14 protein-coding genes and 1 pseudogene are annotated in these 15,728 nt (G+C 67.7%); 11 read left to right on the forward strand and 4 right to left on the reverse strand.

Annotated features, from left to right (window positions below; translation table 11 throughout):
* Positions 1-20: 20 nt before the first annotated feature.
* Positions 21-1,247: a bifunctional glutamate N-acetyltransferase/amino-acid acetyltransferase ArgJ gene (argJ, locus tag BN118_RS00295; protein WP_010931662.1), complete on the reverse strand. Its 1,227-nt coding sequence runs from the start codon at positions 1,245-1,247 to the stop codon at positions 21-23.
* 169 nt (positions 1,248-1,416) lie between these two features.
* On the opposite strand from argJ, the gene BN118_RS00300 reads away from it, so the two are divergent.
* Positions 1,417-2,367 (forward strand): IS481-like element IS481 family transposase, encoded by a 951-nt coding sequence (locus BN118_RS00300; RefSeq protein WP_014905388.1) that lies wholly within the window; start codon positions 1,417-1,419, stop codon positions 2,365-2,367.
* Here BN118_RS00300 and BN118_RS00305 read toward each other — a convergent pair.
* Positions 2,364-3,532, reverse strand: a pseudogene (locus BN118_RS00305) (MFS transporter). The gene BN118_RS00300 and the pseudogene BN118_RS00305 overlap by 4 nt on opposite strands.
* A 249-nt stretch (positions 3,533-3,781) precedes the next feature.
* Between BN118_RS00305 and glyQ the strand changes: the two are divergent.
* From glyQ to def, 7 genes are all read left to right on the forward strand, one after another.
* Positions 3,782-4,693 (forward strand): glycine--tRNA ligase subunit alpha, encoded by a 912-nt coding sequence (gene glyQ / locus BN118_RS00310; protein ID WP_010929585.1) that lies wholly within the window; start codon positions 3,782-3,784, stop codon positions 4,691-4,693.
* Position 4,694: 1 nt separating this feature from the next.
* On the forward strand, positions 4,695-6,833 hold the full coding sequence (glyS, locus tag BN118_RS00315) for a glycine--tRNA ligase subunit beta (RefSeq protein WP_010929586.1): 2,139 nt from the start codon (positions 4,695-4,697) through the stop codon (positions 6,831-6,833).
* The gene (gmhB, locus tag BN118_RS00320; protein ID WP_003814404.1) at positions 6,830-7,369 is read left to right on the forward strand and encodes a D-glycero-beta-D-manno-heptose 1,7-bisphosphate 7-phosphatase; all 540 of its coding nucleotides are present in this window, start codon (positions 6,830-6,832) and stop codon (positions 7,367-7,369) included. The genes glyS and gmhB overlap by 4 nt, the downstream gene beginning before the upstream one ends.
* 3 nt (positions 7,370-7,372) lie before the next feature.
* The gene (locus BN118_RS00325; RefSeq protein ID WP_003814405.1) at positions 7,373-8,101 is read left to right on the forward strand and encodes a lysophospholipid acyltransferase family protein; all 729 of its coding nucleotides are present in this window, start codon (positions 7,373-7,375) and stop codon (positions 8,099-8,101) included.
* A complete protein-coding gene (locus tag BN118_RS00330; RefSeq protein WP_010929587.1) occupies positions 8,088-8,981 on the forward strand; it encodes a M48 family metallopeptidase in 894 nt (297 codons plus the stop codon). The genes BN118_RS00325 and BN118_RS00330 overlap by 14 nt, the downstream gene beginning before the upstream one ends.
* A 70-nt stretch (positions 8,982-9,051) precedes the next feature.
* Positions 9,052-9,447, forward strand: a complete 396-nt coding sequence (gene gloA, locus BN118_RS00335) for a lactoylglutathione lyase (protein ID WP_003814410.1) — start codon at positions 9,052-9,054, stop codon at positions 9,445-9,447.
* 9 nt (positions 9,448-9,456) lie between these two features.
* A complete protein-coding gene (def, locus tag BN118_RS00340) occupies positions 9,457-9,987 on the forward strand; it encodes a peptide deformylase (RefSeq protein WP_003814412.1) in 531 nt (176 codons plus the stop codon).
* Positions 9,988-10,115: 128 nt separating this feature from the next.
* Here def and BN118_RS00345 read toward each other — a convergent pair whose 3' ends face one another.
* Positions 10,116-10,367, reverse strand: a complete 252-nt coding sequence (locus BN118_RS00345; protein ID WP_041166115.1) for a hypothetical protein — start codon at positions 10,365-10,367, stop codon at positions 10,116-10,118.
* A 63-nt stretch (positions 10,368-10,430) separates the two neighbouring features.
* Here BN118_RS00345 and BN118_RS00350 point away from each other — a divergent pair, with 63 nt between their 5' ends.
* The 3 genes from BN118_RS00350 to BN118_RS00365 all read left to right on the forward strand — a co-directional run bounded on the left by BN118_RS00350 (position 10,431) and on the right by BN118_RS00365 (position 13,264).
* Positions 10,431-11,381 carry an IS481-like element IS481 family transposase gene (locus BN118_RS00350; RefSeq protein WP_005013747.1) on the forward strand — a complete coding sequence of 317 codons (951 nt, stop codon included), beginning with the start codon at positions 10,431-10,433 and terminating at the stop codon, positions 11,379-11,381.
* Positions 11,382-11,479: 98 nt separating this feature from the next.
* Positions 11,480-12,430: an IS481-like element IS481 family transposase gene (locus BN118_RS00355; RefSeq protein WP_010930048.1), complete on the forward strand. Its 951-nt coding sequence runs from the start codon at positions 11,480-11,482 to the stop codon at positions 12,428-12,430.
* A gap of 243 nt (positions 12,431-12,673) precedes the next feature.
* Positions 12,674-13,264 (forward strand): YceI family protein, encoded by a 591-nt coding sequence (locus BN118_RS00365; RefSeq protein WP_010929982.1) that lies wholly within the window; start codon positions 12,674-12,676, stop codon positions 13,262-13,264.
* A gap of 15 nt (positions 13,265-13,279) precedes the next feature.
* On the opposite strand, the gene BN118_RS00370 is transcribed toward BN118_RS00365, so the two are convergent.
* A complete protein-coding gene (locus BN118_RS00370; protein ID WP_014905390.1) occupies positions 13,280-15,724 on the reverse strand; it encodes a TonB-dependent siderophore receptor in 2,445 nt (814 codons plus the stop codon).
* Between the last annotated feature and the right edge of the window lie 4 nt (positions 15,725-15,728).

Genomic DNA, 15,728 nt, shown 5'->3' on the forward strand with positions numbered 1-15,728 from the left:
GCGCGCCGGGGTGTTCCGGTTCAGGAACGGTAATCGGCGTTGATGGTGACATACTCGTGCGAGAAGTCGCAGGTATAGACCGTGTCGGCCACCTGGCCGCGGCCCAGCGCGATGCGCACCAGGATCTCGGCCTGCTTCATGACGCGCTGGCCGTCGGCTTCCTGGTAGTCGGGGTTGCGGCCGCCGTCGACGGCCACCAGCACGTCGCCCAGCCACAGGCGCAGGCGCGAGACGTCCAGGTCGTCGATGCCGGCATAGCCGATCGCCGCCAGGATGCGGCCCAGGTTGGGGTCGGAGGCGAAGAAGGCGGTCTTGACCAGCGGCGAGTGCGCGACCGCGTAGGCCACCTTGAGGGCCTCTTCGGTATTGCCGGCTTCCTCGACGCGGATGGTCATGAACTTGGTGGCGCCCTCGGCGTCGCGCACGATCTTCTGCGCCAGGTCGGTGGCGGCGGCGGCCAGCGCATCGCGCAGGGCCGCATAGGCCGCGTCGCCGGCGCTGTCGACCGTCACGCCGGCCTGGCCGGTGGCGATCAGGATGAACGAGTCGTTGGTCGAGGTGTCGCCGTCGACCGTGATGCGGTTGAACGAGACGTCGGCCAGCTCGATGGCCAGCTGGCGCAGCAGCGGCTGGGCGATGCCGGCGTCGGTGGCCAGAAAGCCCAGCATGGTGGCCATGTTGGGCCGGATCATGCCGGCGCCCTTGCTGATGCCGGTGATGGTGACGGTCTTGCCGCCGATGTTCACGCGGCGCGAATGGATCTTCGGCAGCGTATCGGTGGTCATGATGCCGTGGGCCGCGCCGTACCAGCCGTCGGCCCGCAGGTCCGCCACCGCGGCCGGCAGGCCGGCGGTCAGGCGGTCCATCGGCAGCGGCTCGAGGATCACGCCGGTGGAAAACGGCAGGATCTGTTCGGCGGGGACGTCCAGCAGCTTGCCCAGCGCCGCGCAGGTGTCCTGGGCGTTCTTCAGGCCGGGCGCGCCGGTGCCGGCGTTGGCGTTGCCGGTGTTGACGACCAGGGCGCGGATCGGGCCGCCCTGGGCCAGGTGCGCTTCGCACACCTGCACCGGCGCGGCGCGGAAGCGGTTGCGCGTGAACACGCCGGCCACCGCGCTGCCCGGCGCCAGGCGGAACACCGTGAGGTCGCGCCGGCCGGCCTTGCGGATGCCGGCTTCGGCCACGCCGATTTCGACACCGGCGACGGGAAGGATTTCGGATTCGGAGGGAATCTGCAGATTAACGGCCATGACTTCGTCTCATAGGGCAGGGCGGCGCCTTGGGCGGCGTCTGAAGCTGGCTATTATCCCACTACTGCTAGGTGTGAAGATTCAATAGGTTGTATGCATGGTTCATCCGAACCGGATTTGAGAAACTGGAAATCGCCACCCCCCCAGTTCACTCAAGGAGCCCGGCCGGATGAACACCCATAAGCATGCCCGATTGACCTTCCTACGTCGACTCGAAATGGTCCAGCAATTGATCGCCCATCAAGTTTGTGTGCCTGAAGCGGCCCGCGCCTATGGGGTCACCGCGCCGACTGTGCGCAAATGGCTGGGCCGCTTCCTGGCTCAGGGCCAGACGGGCTTGGCCGATGCGTCCTCGCGCCCGACGGTCTCGCCCCGAGCGATTGCGCCGGCCAAGGCGCTGGCTATCGTGGAGCTGCGCCGCAAGCGGCTGACCCAAGCGCGCATCGCCCAGGCGCTGGGCGTGTCAGCCAGCACCGTCAGCCGCGTCCTGGCCCGCGCCGGTCTGTCGCACCTGGCCGACCTGGAGCCGGCCGAGCCGGTGGTGCGCTACGAGCATCAGGCCCCCGGCGATCTGCTGCACATCGACATCAAGAAGCTGGGACGTATCCAGCGCCCTGGCCACCGGGTCACGGGCAACCGACGCGATACCGTTGAGGGGGCCGGCTGGGACTTCGTCTTCGTGGCCATCGATGACCACGCCCGCGTGGCCTTCACCGACATCCACCCCGACGAGCGCTTCCCCAGCGCCGTCCAGTTCCTCAAGGACGCAGTGGCCTACTACCAGCGCCTGGGCGTGACCATCCAGCGCTTGCTCACCGACAATGGCTCGGCCTTTCGCAGCCGCGCCTTCGCCGCGCTGTGCCATGAGCTGGGCATCAAGCACCGCTTTACCCGACCTTACCGCCCACAGACCAATGGCAAGGCCGAACGCTTCATCCAGTCGGCCTTGCGTGAGTGGGCTTACGCTCACACCTACCAGAACTCCCAACACCGAGCCGATGCCATGAAATCCTGGCTACACCACTACAACTGGCATCGACCCCACCAAGGCATCGGGCGCGCTGTACCCATCTCCAGACTCAACCTGGACGAATACAACCTATTGACAGTTCACAGCTAGCGCGGCGCCTGGCCGCGCGGCAGCCAGTGCCAGAACACGGCGGCGGCGGCCAGGCCCACCCCGCCCATGGCCGCCACCCCGGCGGCCAGCGACACCAGCGCGGTGATGCCGGACAGCGCCACCGGCCCCAGGCTGCCGCCCAGGTCGGACATCAGGCGCCACAGGCCCAGGAACTCGGTACGCCCGGACGCAGGCGCCGCGTCGGCGCCCAGCGTCATGACAATGCCCGAGCCAATGCCGTTGCCCATGCCCAGCATCATCGCCACGATCACGAAACCGGCCACGCCGCTGGTCAGCGAGGTGCCGATCAGGGCGCAGCCCATCAGCAGCGTCGAGGGCACCGCCACCCACAGCCGCCCGCGCCGGTCCATCAGCATGCCTGCCGGATAGAACACCGACATGTCGATCGCCGCCACCAGGCCATAAATGAGCGAGGTGGTCGCCGGGTTGACGCCCAGGTGGTCGGCCCACAGCGGGATCACCACCTGCCGGGACGCGCGCACCGCGCTGACCAGCAGGATGCCCAGCCCCAGCGTCAGGTATACCTGGCGATGCGCGCGCGCCACGTCCAGCAGCCGCGGCCGGGCGACGGCCGCCTCGCCGCGGCGCCGCGGCGGCGCCATGTCGGGCGCGAACCACGCAATCAGGCCGGCCCCGGTCATGGCCACGGCCGCCACCCAGTACGCGCCCTGCAGGCCCATGAAGTGGATCAGCGCCGCGCCGGCGAACGGCCCGGCGAACACGCCGATGCGCATGGTGCCGGCCAGCGTGGACAGGGCGCGCGCGCGCATGTAGGCGGGCACGGCGTCGATCATGTAGCCCTGCCGCGCCAGCAGGAAGACCGAGGACGCCATGCCGACCATGAACACGCCGGTCGCCAGCATCCACAGCGTGCCGGCGAAGATGCACAGCAGCAGCGCCACCACGCTGAGCGCCGCTCGCCGTGGCGCGAGGTGAACATCGCGGCGGGGATGTTGCTGACCAGCGAACCGATGCCGACCAGGCCCACGATCAGGCCCGAGGTAGCCAGCGATGCGCCCAGTTCCCGTGCGGTAAGCGCCACCACGGGCAGGATGGCGCCATTGCTCACGCCATAGAGGATGGAGGGGCCGAAGGCGGGAACGGCAATGTCTTTGAGGCTGAACGAAGCGTCGTGGTCGGACACGATGGGAACAGGAAGTGGGGGCCGACCTGTATTCTAGGACCTGTCCCGCATGGGGACCGACATTCGCGGCAGCGTGTGCCTGTCCCCACTGGGACAGGCACACCGTCGTGCGACACGGCGAACGGCGGCCGCTCCGCGGACGGCCAAAAAGGGACGTGTCCGCCGTCTGCGCCAAGGCCAGTTAAAATGGCGGGTTTTCCACGCTGCCGGCTGGCGCGCGGCCTGCCGCGCCCCGACTTCCTTACCCCTATGCTCACCTTCCAGCAAATCATCCTCACGCTCCAGGACTATTGGGACAAACAAGGCTGCGCCCTGCTGCAGCCGTACGACATGGAAGTCGGCGCTGGCACCTCGCACACGGCCACCTTCCTGCGCGCCATCGGCCCCGAGCCGTGGCGCGCCGCCTACGTGCAGCCTTCGCGCCGCCCCAAGGACGGCCGCTACGGCGAAAACCCGAACCGCCTGCAGCACTACTACCAGTACCAGGTCGTGCTCAAGCCCGCGCCGCCCGAAATCCTCGACCTCTACATCGGCTCGCTCAAGGCGCTGGGCATCGACCCCACGCAACACGACATCCGCTTCGTGGAGGACGACTGGGAAAACCCCACGCTGGGCGCCTGGGGCCTGGGCTGGGAAGTCTGGCTCAACGGCATGGAAGTCACCCAGTTCACCTACTTCCAGCAAGTCGGCGGCCTGGACTGCACGCCCACGACCGGCGAGATCACCTACGGCCTGGAACGCCTGGCGATGTACCTGCAGGACGTCGAAAGCGTCTACGACCTGGTCTGGACCGAAGGCGCCAACGGCAACCGCGTCTACTACCGCGACGTGTTCCACCAGAACGAGGTCGAGCAATCGACCTACAACTTCGAGCACGCGTCGGCCGACATGCTGTTTGCGCACTTCAACGATTACGAAGCCGAGGCCAAGCGCCTGATGGACGTGCCGCTGGCCCTGCCGGCCTACGAGGCGGCGCTGAAGGCTGCCCACACTTTCAACATGCTGGATGCGCGCGGCGCGATCAGCGTGACCGAGCGCGCCGCCTACATCGGCCGCATCCGCAACCTGTCGCGCGCCGTCGCGCAGGCCTACTACGACTCCCGCGAACGACTGGGCTTCCCCATGCTTGCCGGCCGCAAGGCCGCCGGGGAGGCAGCCTGACATGACCACCGATATCCGCCCCCTGCTGATTGAACTGTTTACCGAAGAACTGCCGCCCAAGGCCTTGCAGAAGCTGGGCCAGGCGTTCGCCGAAGGCGTGCGCGCCACCCTGGCGCGCCACCATCTGCTGGCCGACGGCTGCGCGGTCGAGCCTTTCGCCACGCCGCGCCGGCTGGCGGTGCGCCTGTCGGCCGTGCTGGCCCAGGCCCCCGAGCAGGCCTACGCCGAGAAACTGATGCCGGTGAAGGTCGGCCTGGACGCCAACGGCCAGCCCACCGCCGCGCTGGCCAAGAAGCTGGCCGCCAAGGGCCTGGAAGGCCTGGATCCGGCCACGCTGGAACGCGAGTCCGATGGCAAGCAGGAATACCTGGTGGCGCGCGGCACGGCCGCCGGCGCGCAACTGGCCGTCGGGCTGCAGGAGGGGCTGGACGCCGCCATCGACGGCCTGCCCATTCCCAAGGTGATGCGCTACCAGTTGGCCGACGGCCAGACCACCGTCAAGTTCGTGCGCCCGGCGCACGGGCTGGTGGCCCTGTTCGGCGCCGACATCGTGCCGATCGCGGCGCTGGGCCTGCAGGCCGGCCGCGCCACGCAGGGGCACCGCTTCCAGAGCAACGGCGCCATCGAGCTCGCCACGGCCCAAGGCTACGAGGCCGACCTGGCCGAGCGCGGCCGCGTCATTGCCTCGTTCGAGGCGCGCCGCGCCGAGATTTCGCGCCTGCTCGACGAGCACGCGCAACGGCTGGGCGCCACGCTGGGCGACGACCCCGAAGTCACGGCCCTGCTGGACGAAGTGACCGCCCTGGTCGAACACCCCACGGTCTATGTCGGGCAGTTCGAGGAACAGTTCCTGCAAGTGCCGCAGGAGTGCCTGATCCTGACCATGCGGCTGAACCAGAAGTACTTCCCGCTGTTCGACCCGGCCAGCGGCAAGCTGACGCACCGCTTCCTGATCGTCAGCAACATGCAGGTGGCCGACCCGGCCAACATCGTCGAAGGCAACCAGCGCGTGGTGCGTCCGCGCCTGGCCGACGCCCAGTTCTTCTTCGAGACCGACCGCAAGACCCCGCTGGCCGCGCGCGTCGAGCAGCTGGGCAGCATCGTCTACCACAACAAGCTGGGCACCCAGCTCGAACGCGTCGAGCGCGTGCGCGCCATCGCGCGCGGCATCGCCACGGCGCTGGGCGGCGACGCCGCCCATTGCGACCGCGCCGCGCTGCTGGCCAAGGCCGACCTGGGCTCGAACATGGTGGGCGAGTTCCCCGAGCTGCAGGGCATCATGGGCGCCTACTACGCCCAGGGCGACGGCGAGCCCGCCGACGTGGTCACCGCCCTGCGCACGCAATACCGCAACCGCTATGACGCGCCGGTCGACGCCGCCACGCTGACCGCGGCCACGCTGTTCATCGCCGAGCGCATCGAAACCCTGGTCGGCATCTGGAGCATCGGCCTGGCGCCCACCGGCGAGCGCGACCCGTTCGGCCTGCGCCGCGCCGCGCTGGGCCTGATCAGCGCCTTCGAGCAACTGGCCGCCGGCGGCTGGCTGAAGGTCAGCGAAGACGGCCCGCTGTCGCTGGACGGCCTGCTGGCGCTGGCCGCGCAGGCCTTCCCGGACGGCAAGATCGGCGCCGACACCCTGGCCGAGGTGCGCGCCTTCATCTACGAACGCTACCGCAACCAGCTGATCGGCGAACACGACCGCAACGCGGTCGAGGCCGTCATCGCGCTGGCGCCGCCGCTGCACCAGGTGGCCGCACGCGTACGCGCGGTGGCCGCCTTCGCGCAACTGCCGGCGGCGGCCAGTCTGGCCGCGGCCAACAAGCGCATCGGCAACCTGCTCAAGAAGGCCGAAGGGGAAATCGGCGCGGTCGATGCCGCGCTGCTGCAGGACCCGGCCGAAAAGGCACTGGCCGAGGCCGTGGCGCAACTGCGGCCGCAAGCCCGGGCCCAGCTGCAGGCGGGCGATTTCGCCGCCAGCCTGGCCACGCTGGCGCAAGCGCGCGAGCCGGTGGACGCCTTCTTCGCCGATGTCATGGTGATGGCCGACGACGCGGCGCTGCGCGCCAACCGCCTGGCGCTGCTGGGCCAACTGCACGGCCTCATGAACCAGGTGGCCGACATTTCCAGGCTGGCCCAGTGAAACTGATCATTCTCGACCGTGACGGCGTGGTCAACCAGGACAGCGATGCCTTCGTCAAATCGCCGGACGAATGGATCGCGCTGCCTGGCAGCCTGCAGGCCATCGCGCGCCTGACGCAGGCCGACTGGACAGTGGTGCTGGCCACCAACCAGTCGGGGCTTGCGCGCGGGCTGTTCGACACGGCCACGCTCAACGCCATCCACGACAAGATGCACCGCGCGCTGGCGCAGATGGGCGGTGTCGTCGACGCCATTTTCATGTGCCCCCACGGGCCGGACGACGGCTGTGCGTGCCGCAAGCCGCTGCCGGGCATGTATCGCGACATCGCGCGCCGCTACGACGTCGACCTGGCCGGCGTGCCGGCGGTGGGCGACTCGCTGCGCGACCTGCAGGCGGCCGCGCAGGCAGGCTGTGCGCCGTGGCTGGTGCAGACCGGCAACGGCCGCAAGACGCTGGCGCAGGGCGGCCTGCCCGAAGGCACACGCGTATGCGAGGACCTGGCCGCGGTGGCCGAGCAACTGCTGCAGGAGGCCTGATCCATGGCCTGGCTGCGTTCGGCGCTGTATGCACTGTTCCTGATCGTCACCGTCATTCCCTATGCGTTCGCCTGCATCCTGTGGGCGCCGCTGCCGCTGCACTGGCGCTATCGCCTGACCGTGGGCTGGCCGCGCCTGGCCATCTGGGGCGCGCGCGTGATCTGCGGCATCCGCTGGCGCATCAAGGGCGCCGAGAACCTGCCCGACGGTCCCGCCATCCTGCTCTCCAAGCACCAGTCCGCCTGGGAGACGCTGTTCTTCCCGGCCCACATGCCGCGCGAAGTGTGCTTCGTCTACAAGAAAGAACTGCACATGGTGCCGTTCTTCGGCTGGGGCCTGGCGCTGCTGCGCATGATCCCCATCGATCGCGCCAAGGGCCGTGACGCCTTCGAGCAGGTCGTGCGCCAGGGCCAGGTGCGCCTGGACGAAGGCCGCTGGCCGCTGCTGTTTCCCGAGGGCACGCGCGTGCCGCCCGGAAAGACCGGCCGCTTCAAGATGGGCGGCGCGCTGCTGGCTTCGCGCACCGGCGCGCGCATCATCCCGGTGGCGCACAACGCCGGCGAATGCTGGCGCCGCAATGCCTTCGTCAAGCGCCCCGGCCTGATTACCGTCTCGATCGGCCCCGCGATAGAATCGCAGGACGTCGCCCCTGAAGTCCTCAACGCCAAAGTACAGGCCTGGATCGAAGGCGAGATGCGTGTTCTCAATCCCGAAAGGTATGGCCAAGCCTGATCAGCTGGAACTGCTGTTCGACGTCGCGCCGCCGGCGGATCCGGCCAGCGCGGCGCCGCGCAAGACGCCCAAGGCCCGGCCGGCGCCGCCCGCGCCGGCCGCCATCGCCACCCCGTGCCCCGATCCGCTGCCGCCCGGCGCGCGCTGGCGCGAAGTCCATACCGAACAACAACCCATCGGCTTCGTGCTGCTGCGCTCGCGCCGCCGCAGCATCGGCTTCGTGGTGGCCGACGACGGGCTGCGCGTCACCGCGCCCAACTGGGTCACGCTGGAACAGATCGATGATGCCGTGCGCGAGAAGGCGCGCTGGATCCTTGCCAAGCTGCGCGACTGGCACGCCCGCAAGGAACAACTGGCCATGGCGCACACGCGCTGGCAGGCCGGCGGCGAACTGCCCTACCTGGGCAAGCGCATCGTTCTCGGCCTGGGCGCCGAACGCCGCCAGGCTTGCCTGTCGGGCGATGCCGACGCGCCCTGCGACGGCGACACCCTGTGGCTGGCGCTGCCCGTCGATGCCGACCAGGCGCGCATCCGCGACGCCGCCCAGGCATGGCTGCAACAGCGCGCCGGAGCCTGGTTCGGCGCCCGCCTGGCGCACTTCCTGCAGCTCACCGGCCTGCGCATCCGGCGCTGGCGGCTGTCCTCGGCCGCCACCCGCTGGGGCTCGTGCACCAGCGACGGCAACATCATGCTCAACTGGCGCCTGATCCACTTCGCGCCGGCCATCATCGATTACGTCATCGCCCACGAACTGGCCCATCTGCGCGAGATGAACCACAGCCAGGACTTCTGGACCGAAGTCGGCCATATCCTGCCCGGCTTCGAGGACGCCAAGAACGTACTGCGGCGCCACGATCCCGCCACCCTGCCGCAGTTCTGAGCCCGCGCCGGCTGGCGCGGCCGATTTGCTACGATGACGCCCTGGACGTTTTACCCATGAGGAGTTCATCATGCGCCTGTTGCATACCATGCTGCGCGTCGGCAACCTGGATAAATCCATCGATTTCTATACCAGCGTGCTGGGCATGCGCGAACTGCGCCGCAAAGACTACCCGGATGGCCGCTTCACCCTGGCCTTTGTCGGCTACCAGGACGAAAGCGAAGCCGCCGCCATCGAGCTGACCCACAACTGGGACACCGAGAAATACGACCTGGGCACCGGCTACGGCCACATCGCCATCGAAGTCGACAATGCCTACGAGGCCTGTGACAAGGTCAAGGAAAAAGGCGGCAAGGTCACCCGCGAGGCCGGCCCCATGAAGCACGGCACCACGGTCATCGCCTTCGTCGAGGATCCGGACGGCTACAAGATCGAGTTCATCCAGAAAAAGGGTCGCAACGACTGAGGCCCCGCCATGATCCACGCCATACTCAAGATGGGCGACCCGCGCCTGCTGCGCGTGGCCGCGCCGGTCGAGCGCTACGACACGCCCGAACTGCGCGCGCTGATCGACGACATGTTCGAGACCATGGCGCACGCCCAGGGCGTGGGCCTGGCCGCGCCGCAGATCGGCGTGGATCTGCAGCTGGTGATCTTCGGGTTCGAGCGCAACGACCGCTACCCGGACGCGCCGGCCGTGCCGCGCACCATCCTGTGCAACCCGGTCATCGAACCGCTATCGGACGAGATGGAAGACGGCTGGGAAGGCTGCCTGTCGGTACCCGGCCTGCGCGGCCTGGTGCCGCGCTACCGCCATATCCGCTACAGCGGCTACGACCCCGCCGGCCAGCGCATCGAACGCGAAGCCGAAGGCTTCCACGCCCGGGTGGTGCAGCACGAATGCGACCACCTCATCGGCCGGCTCTACCCCACCCGTATCCGCGACCTGACCAAGTTCGGCTACACCGAGGTGCTGTTTCCGGAGATGGACCCGAACGCCGACTGATCCAGGCGCCTGTCCCCGCGGGGACGGATACGGTCTTGGCCGTCAAACCGCAGTGTGCCTGTCCCAGCGGGGACAGGCACACTGGCCGCAGTTGGGACAGGCACCCACGCACCCGGAGCCTGCGCCCGCTACCGCCCGCGGCCGGTCAGCTCCTGCGGCACGAAATCATCGACCGCCAGCACGCCCGCCACCGCCGCCTCGGCGGCCTCGATCTCGGCCGCCTGCTCGGGCGTCAGCGCGCCGCCGCGCAGCGCGTCGCGCCAATCCGGCACGCCTTCGCGCCGCAGGCGGTCCAGCAGGGGCTGCACCGCCGTCGCCAGGGCAAAGGCGCGCTCCAGGCGGCCGCTGTGAAGATTCAATAGGTTGTATGCATGGTTCATCCGAACCGGATTTGAGAAACTGGAAATCGCCGATCCCCCAGTTCACTCAAGGAGCCCGGCCGGATGAACACCCATAAGCATGCCCGATTGACCTTCCTACGTCGACTCGAAATGGTCCAGCAATTGATCGCCCATCAAGTTTGTGTGCCTGAAGCGGCCCGCGCCTATGGGGTCACCGCGCCGACTGTGCGCAAATGGCTGGGCCGCTTCCTGGCTCAGGGCCAGGCGGGCTTGGCCGATGCGTCCTCGCGCCCGACGGTCTCGCCCCGAGCGATTGCGCCGGCCAAGGCGCTGGCTATCGTGGAGCTGCGCCGCAAGCGGCTGACCCAAGCGCGCATCGCCCAGGCGCTGGGCGTGTCAGCCAGCACCGTCAGCCGCGTCCTGGCCCGCGCCGGTCTGTCGCACCTGGCCGACCTGGAGCCGGCCGAGCCGGTGGTGCGCTACGAGCATCAGGCCCCCGGCGATCTGCTGCACATCGACATCAAGAAGCTGGGACGTATCCAGCGCCCTGGCCACCGGGTCACGGGCAACCGACGCGATACCGTTGAGGGGGCCGGCTGGGACTTCGTCTTCGTGGCCATCGATGACCACGCCCGCGTGGCCTTCACCGACATCCACCCCGACGAGCGCTTCCCCAGCGCCGTCCAGTTCCTCAAGGACGCAGTGGCCTACTACCAGCGCCTGGGCGTGACCATCCAGCGCTTGCTCACCGACAATGGCTCGGCCTTTCGCAGCCGCGCCTTCGCCGCGCTGTGCCATGAGCTGGGCATCAAGCACCGCTTTACCCGACCTTACCGCCCACAGACCAATGGCAAGGCCGAACGCTTCATCCAGTCGGCCTTGCGTGAGTGGGCTTACGCTCACACCTACCAGAACTCCCAACACCGAGCCGATGCCATGAAATCCTGGCTACACCACTACAACTGGCATCGACCCCACCAAGGCATCGGGCGCGCTGTACCCATCTCCAGACTCAACCTGGACGAATACAACCTATTGACAGTTCACACCTAGCTGTGAAGATTCAATAGGTTGTATGCATGGTTCATCCGAACCGGATTTGAGAAACTGGAAATCGCCACCCCCCCAGTTCACTCAAGGAGCCCGGCCGGATGAACACCCATAAGCATGCCCGATTGACCTTCCTACGTCGACTCGAAATGGTCCAGCAATTGATCGCCCATCAAGTTTGTGTGTCTGAAGCGGCCCGCGCCTATGGGGTCACCGCGCCGACTGTGCGCAAATGGCTGGGCCGCTTCCTGGCTCAGGGCCAGGCGGGCTTGGCCGATGCGTCCTCGCGCCCGACGGTCTCGCCCCGAGCGATTGCGCCGGCCAAGGCGCTGGCTATCGTGGAGCTGCGCCGCAAGCGGCTGACCCAAGCGCGCATCGCCCAGGCGCTGGGCGTGTCAGCCAGCACCGTCAGCCGCGTCCTGGCCCGCGCCGGTCTGTCGCACCTGGCCGACCTGGAGCCGGCCGAGCCGGTGGTGCGCTACGAGCATCAGGCCCCCGGCGATCTGCTGCACATCGACATCAAGAAGCTGGGACGTATCCAGCGCCCTGGCCACCGGGTCACGGGCAACCGACGCGATACCGTTGAGGGGGCCGGCTGGGACTTCGTCTTCGTGGCCATCGATGACCACGCCCGCGTGGCCTTCACCGACATCCACCCCGACGAGCGCTTCCCCAGCGCCGTCCAGTTCCTCAAGGACGCAGTGGCCTACTACCAGCGCCTGGGCGTGACCATCCAGCGCTTGCTCACCGACAATGGCTCGGCCTTTCGCAGCCGCGCCTTCGCCGCGCTGTGCCATGAGCTGGGCATCAAGCACCGCTTTACCCGACCTTACCGCCCACAGACCAATGGCAAGGCCGAACGCTTCATCCAGTCGGCCTTGCGTGAGTGGGCTTACGCTCACACCTACCAGAACTCCCAACACCGAGCCGATGCCATGAAATCCTGGCTACATCACTACAACTGGCATCGACCCCACCAAGGCATCGGGCGCGCTGTACCCATCTCCAGACTCAACCTGGACGAATACAACCTATTGACAGTTCACAGCTAGGCCTGCCTGCGCCGCCGCGGTTTGCCAATTCGCGCGAAGTCTTGGCGATTTCCACGCTCGGCCCCACGGCGTCGGGCGGCCTCCATTGGTGCCGGCAGCGCAACGCTGTGGCCGTTTCGTACGGCTACCGCTTCAATCGAACATTCCTTATCCTTATGCCATGTCCCGGCGGCCAGCTGGCCTGGCCGCCGCCATGAACCAGGGCGCTTCCGATTTCCGGAGGCCAGGCACCAACGCGCATCCATGAAGAAAAACTACCCTGCCTATTTCGCCGCCACGCTCCTGGCGCTGGCTGGCCTGTCGGCGCAGGCCGCGCCGGTCGATTACCGGATCGATCCGGAGCACACCGAAGTCGTGGTCACCTGGGACCACCTGGGCTTCTCCAAGCCCACGGCGCACGCGGGCGGCGTCACCGGCGTGGTGCGCTACGACGCGGCCAGTCCGGCGGATTCGGCGGTCGATCTGCGCATACCGGTGTCGAAGCTGACTTCGCACGTTCCCAAGCTGGACGGGATGCTGCAGGGCGTCCAGTTCTTCGAGGCAGCCAGGTATCCCGATATCCGCTTCAAGAGCACCTCGGTGACCGACCGGGGCGACGGCAGGCTGCAGATCGACGGCATCCTGCGCATCAAGGGCATCGACAAGCCGGTGGTCCTGCAGGCGCGCCGGAACGGGCAGGGCATGCACCCGATGGCGCAGCGTCCCGCCATCGGTTTCGACGCCACGACGACATTGAAGCGCAGCGATTTCGGCGTGGACGCGTTCGCGCCGGATGTCAGCGACGAGGTCCAGCTGCGCATCACCATCGAGGCGGTCGCGGAAGCGGCGCGCTGACGCCGGCCGCGTTCCCTACCATTTGTACGTGACCCGGCCCAGCACGGTCCTGCCTTCTCCGTAGAAGCAGGCATAGGTGCACGAGGCCACGTAGTCCTTGTCGAACAGGTTGCGCACGGTGAGATCGGCCGTCCAGCCTTTCAGGGACAGGCTGCGCGCCCCGAAGTCGTAGCGCAGGGCGGCGTCGAACACGGTGTAGTCGCCGACCTTGGCGGCATTGGTGTTGTTGTAGGTCGAGCCCATGTAGCGCACGCCGGCGCCGATATTCAGCCCCGCCAGCGCACCGGACGGGACGGTGTAGTCGGACCATAGCGACGCCATGTTGCGCGGCACGGCCTCGGGCGTGTTGCCTAGCGTGTTGGAGTTGCTCTTGGTGATTTCCGCGTCGGTATACGTGTAGGCCGCGATCAGGTTCCAGCCCGAGGCCAGGTTGGCGGTGGCCGACAATTCGAGGCCGCGCGAGCGCACCTCGCCTTCCTGCACGCTGTAGACGGGGTTGGCGGGGTCGGTCGTGGGGACGTTGGTGCGCGTCAGCTCGAAGACGGATGCGGTGATGAACGAGTTCGAACCATTGGGCTGGTACTTCACGCCGGCTTCCCACTGCTTGCCCTTGGTCGGGTCGAAGGGCGTGGTGCCGCGTGCGGGCGAGGTGGTGCCGGCCTGCGGCTGGAACGAAGTCGAATAGCTGGTATAGGGCGCCAGACCGTTGTCCGCAAGGTAGAGCAGGCCGGTGCGCCACGTGAACGCGTTGTCGCCGGTGCGGGTATTGACGCCGCTCAGCTTGTTCAGCGTCGAGCCGTCGGCATTGTCGTAGCGGCCGCTGAGCACCACCACCAGTTTGTCGTCGAACTTTATCTGGTCCTGCAAGTACAGGCCGAGCTGGCTGCGCTTCTCGTTGGTGTAGGTGTCCGGCTTCGCCGGCAGCAGTACGTCCGAGCCGTACGCCGGATCGAAGAAGTCGATCGGGGCGAGGTTGTTGTAGCCGGCGTACTGTTTGCGGGTGAACGAGGTTTCGGTGTAATCGAGGCCGAACAGCGTGTTGTGCCTGAAGCGGCCGGATTGCCACGTGGCCTCGAACTGGTTGTCGATGCTCACGCCGTGGGCGTCATCGTCGCGGCGGTAGGCGCCGCGCTCGGCCGTGGAGAAGTCGCTTCCGGGCACCCAGGTCCACCAGTAGGCGTGGTTGACGCGGTTGCGCGACTGGGCGTAGCCCAGGTTCTGCTTGAATTGCCAGGTGTCGTTGAAGCGGTGCGCAAACTGGTACCCCACGTTGGCGACCTCCTGGTCCCACTTGCTCCAGTCCGGCTCGCCGGTGAAGCGGTGACGCGGGATGCGGCCGTTGGGGTTGTACTTGACCGTGCCTTCGAGCGGGTAGCCGGCGTTGTTGATGGTCTTGTTCTTCATGTAGCTCGCCAGCAGCGTCAGCGAGGTGTCCGGGCTGATGCGCCAGGTCAGCGCGGGGGCGAGATAGTAGCGGTCGTCCGGGACATGGTCGATCATCGTGTCGGCATTGCGCGCCAGGCCGGTCAGGCGGTAGGTCAGCCGTCCCTCGTCGTCGATGCGTCCGCCGAAGTCGCCGGCGAGCTGCCTGTTGCTGTGCGAGCCGCCGCTCAGCTGCAGCTCGCGCAGCGGGCTGTCTGTCGGCCGCTTGGATACCACGTTGACGATGCCGCCTGGCGAGGCCTGTCCGTACAGCACCGAAGCGGGGCCTTTCACGACCTCGATGCGTTCGAGCGCGTAGGGTTCGGACATCGCGCTGTAATGGGGCAGGGGGATTTTCAGCCCGTCGCGGAACATGACGCCGGGATTGGTGCGGACGTCGAAGCCGCGGATGATGAAAGGATCGTCGGTGCGGTTGAATCCTTCCTGCACCACGATACCGGGCGTGTAGCGCACGGCGTCGCCCAGCGTCTGCGGATTCTGCTCGCGGATCTGCGCGGCGGTCACCACCGAAATGGATTGCGGTATTTCGATCAGCGGCGTGTCCGTCTTGGTGCCGGCTGTCGTGCCTGTGGCCACGTAGGTGTCGGAGTCAGGCAGGGCGCCGACCACGCTGATTGCCGGCAGCGTCGCAGTCAGCGGCATGGGCGTGAGCGTGACGGTGTTGTGCTGGATCGAATAGCGGATGTTGCGGCCTTTCAGCAGGCGTTCCAGCGCTTCGGCAGGTTCCATGCGGCCCTGCACGGCGGGGCTGCGCTGGCCATCGACCAGGTCCTGGCTGTACAGGACCTGCAGGTTGGCTTGCCGGCCAAGCTGGTGCAGGGCTTGGGCCAGGTTCTGGGGCGGGATATCGACGTCGATGGGCGCGGCCTGTACGCCAGTGCCCAGGCAGGCAAGCGCGCCCAGCAGGGCAGGGATCAGGCGGCGGGGGCGCGACGATGAGTGCAGGGCGCGGGTTGCCGCGCTCGGTCTGGCTCGCATGGAATGTTTAACCGAAAAGAGATTGAAAGTAATTACCACTACC

This window comes from Bordetella pertussis 18323 (assembly GCF_000306945.1).
Lineage (GTDB): Bacteria > Pseudomonadota > Gammaproteobacteria > Burkholderiales > Burkholderiaceae_B > Bordetella > Bordetella pertussis.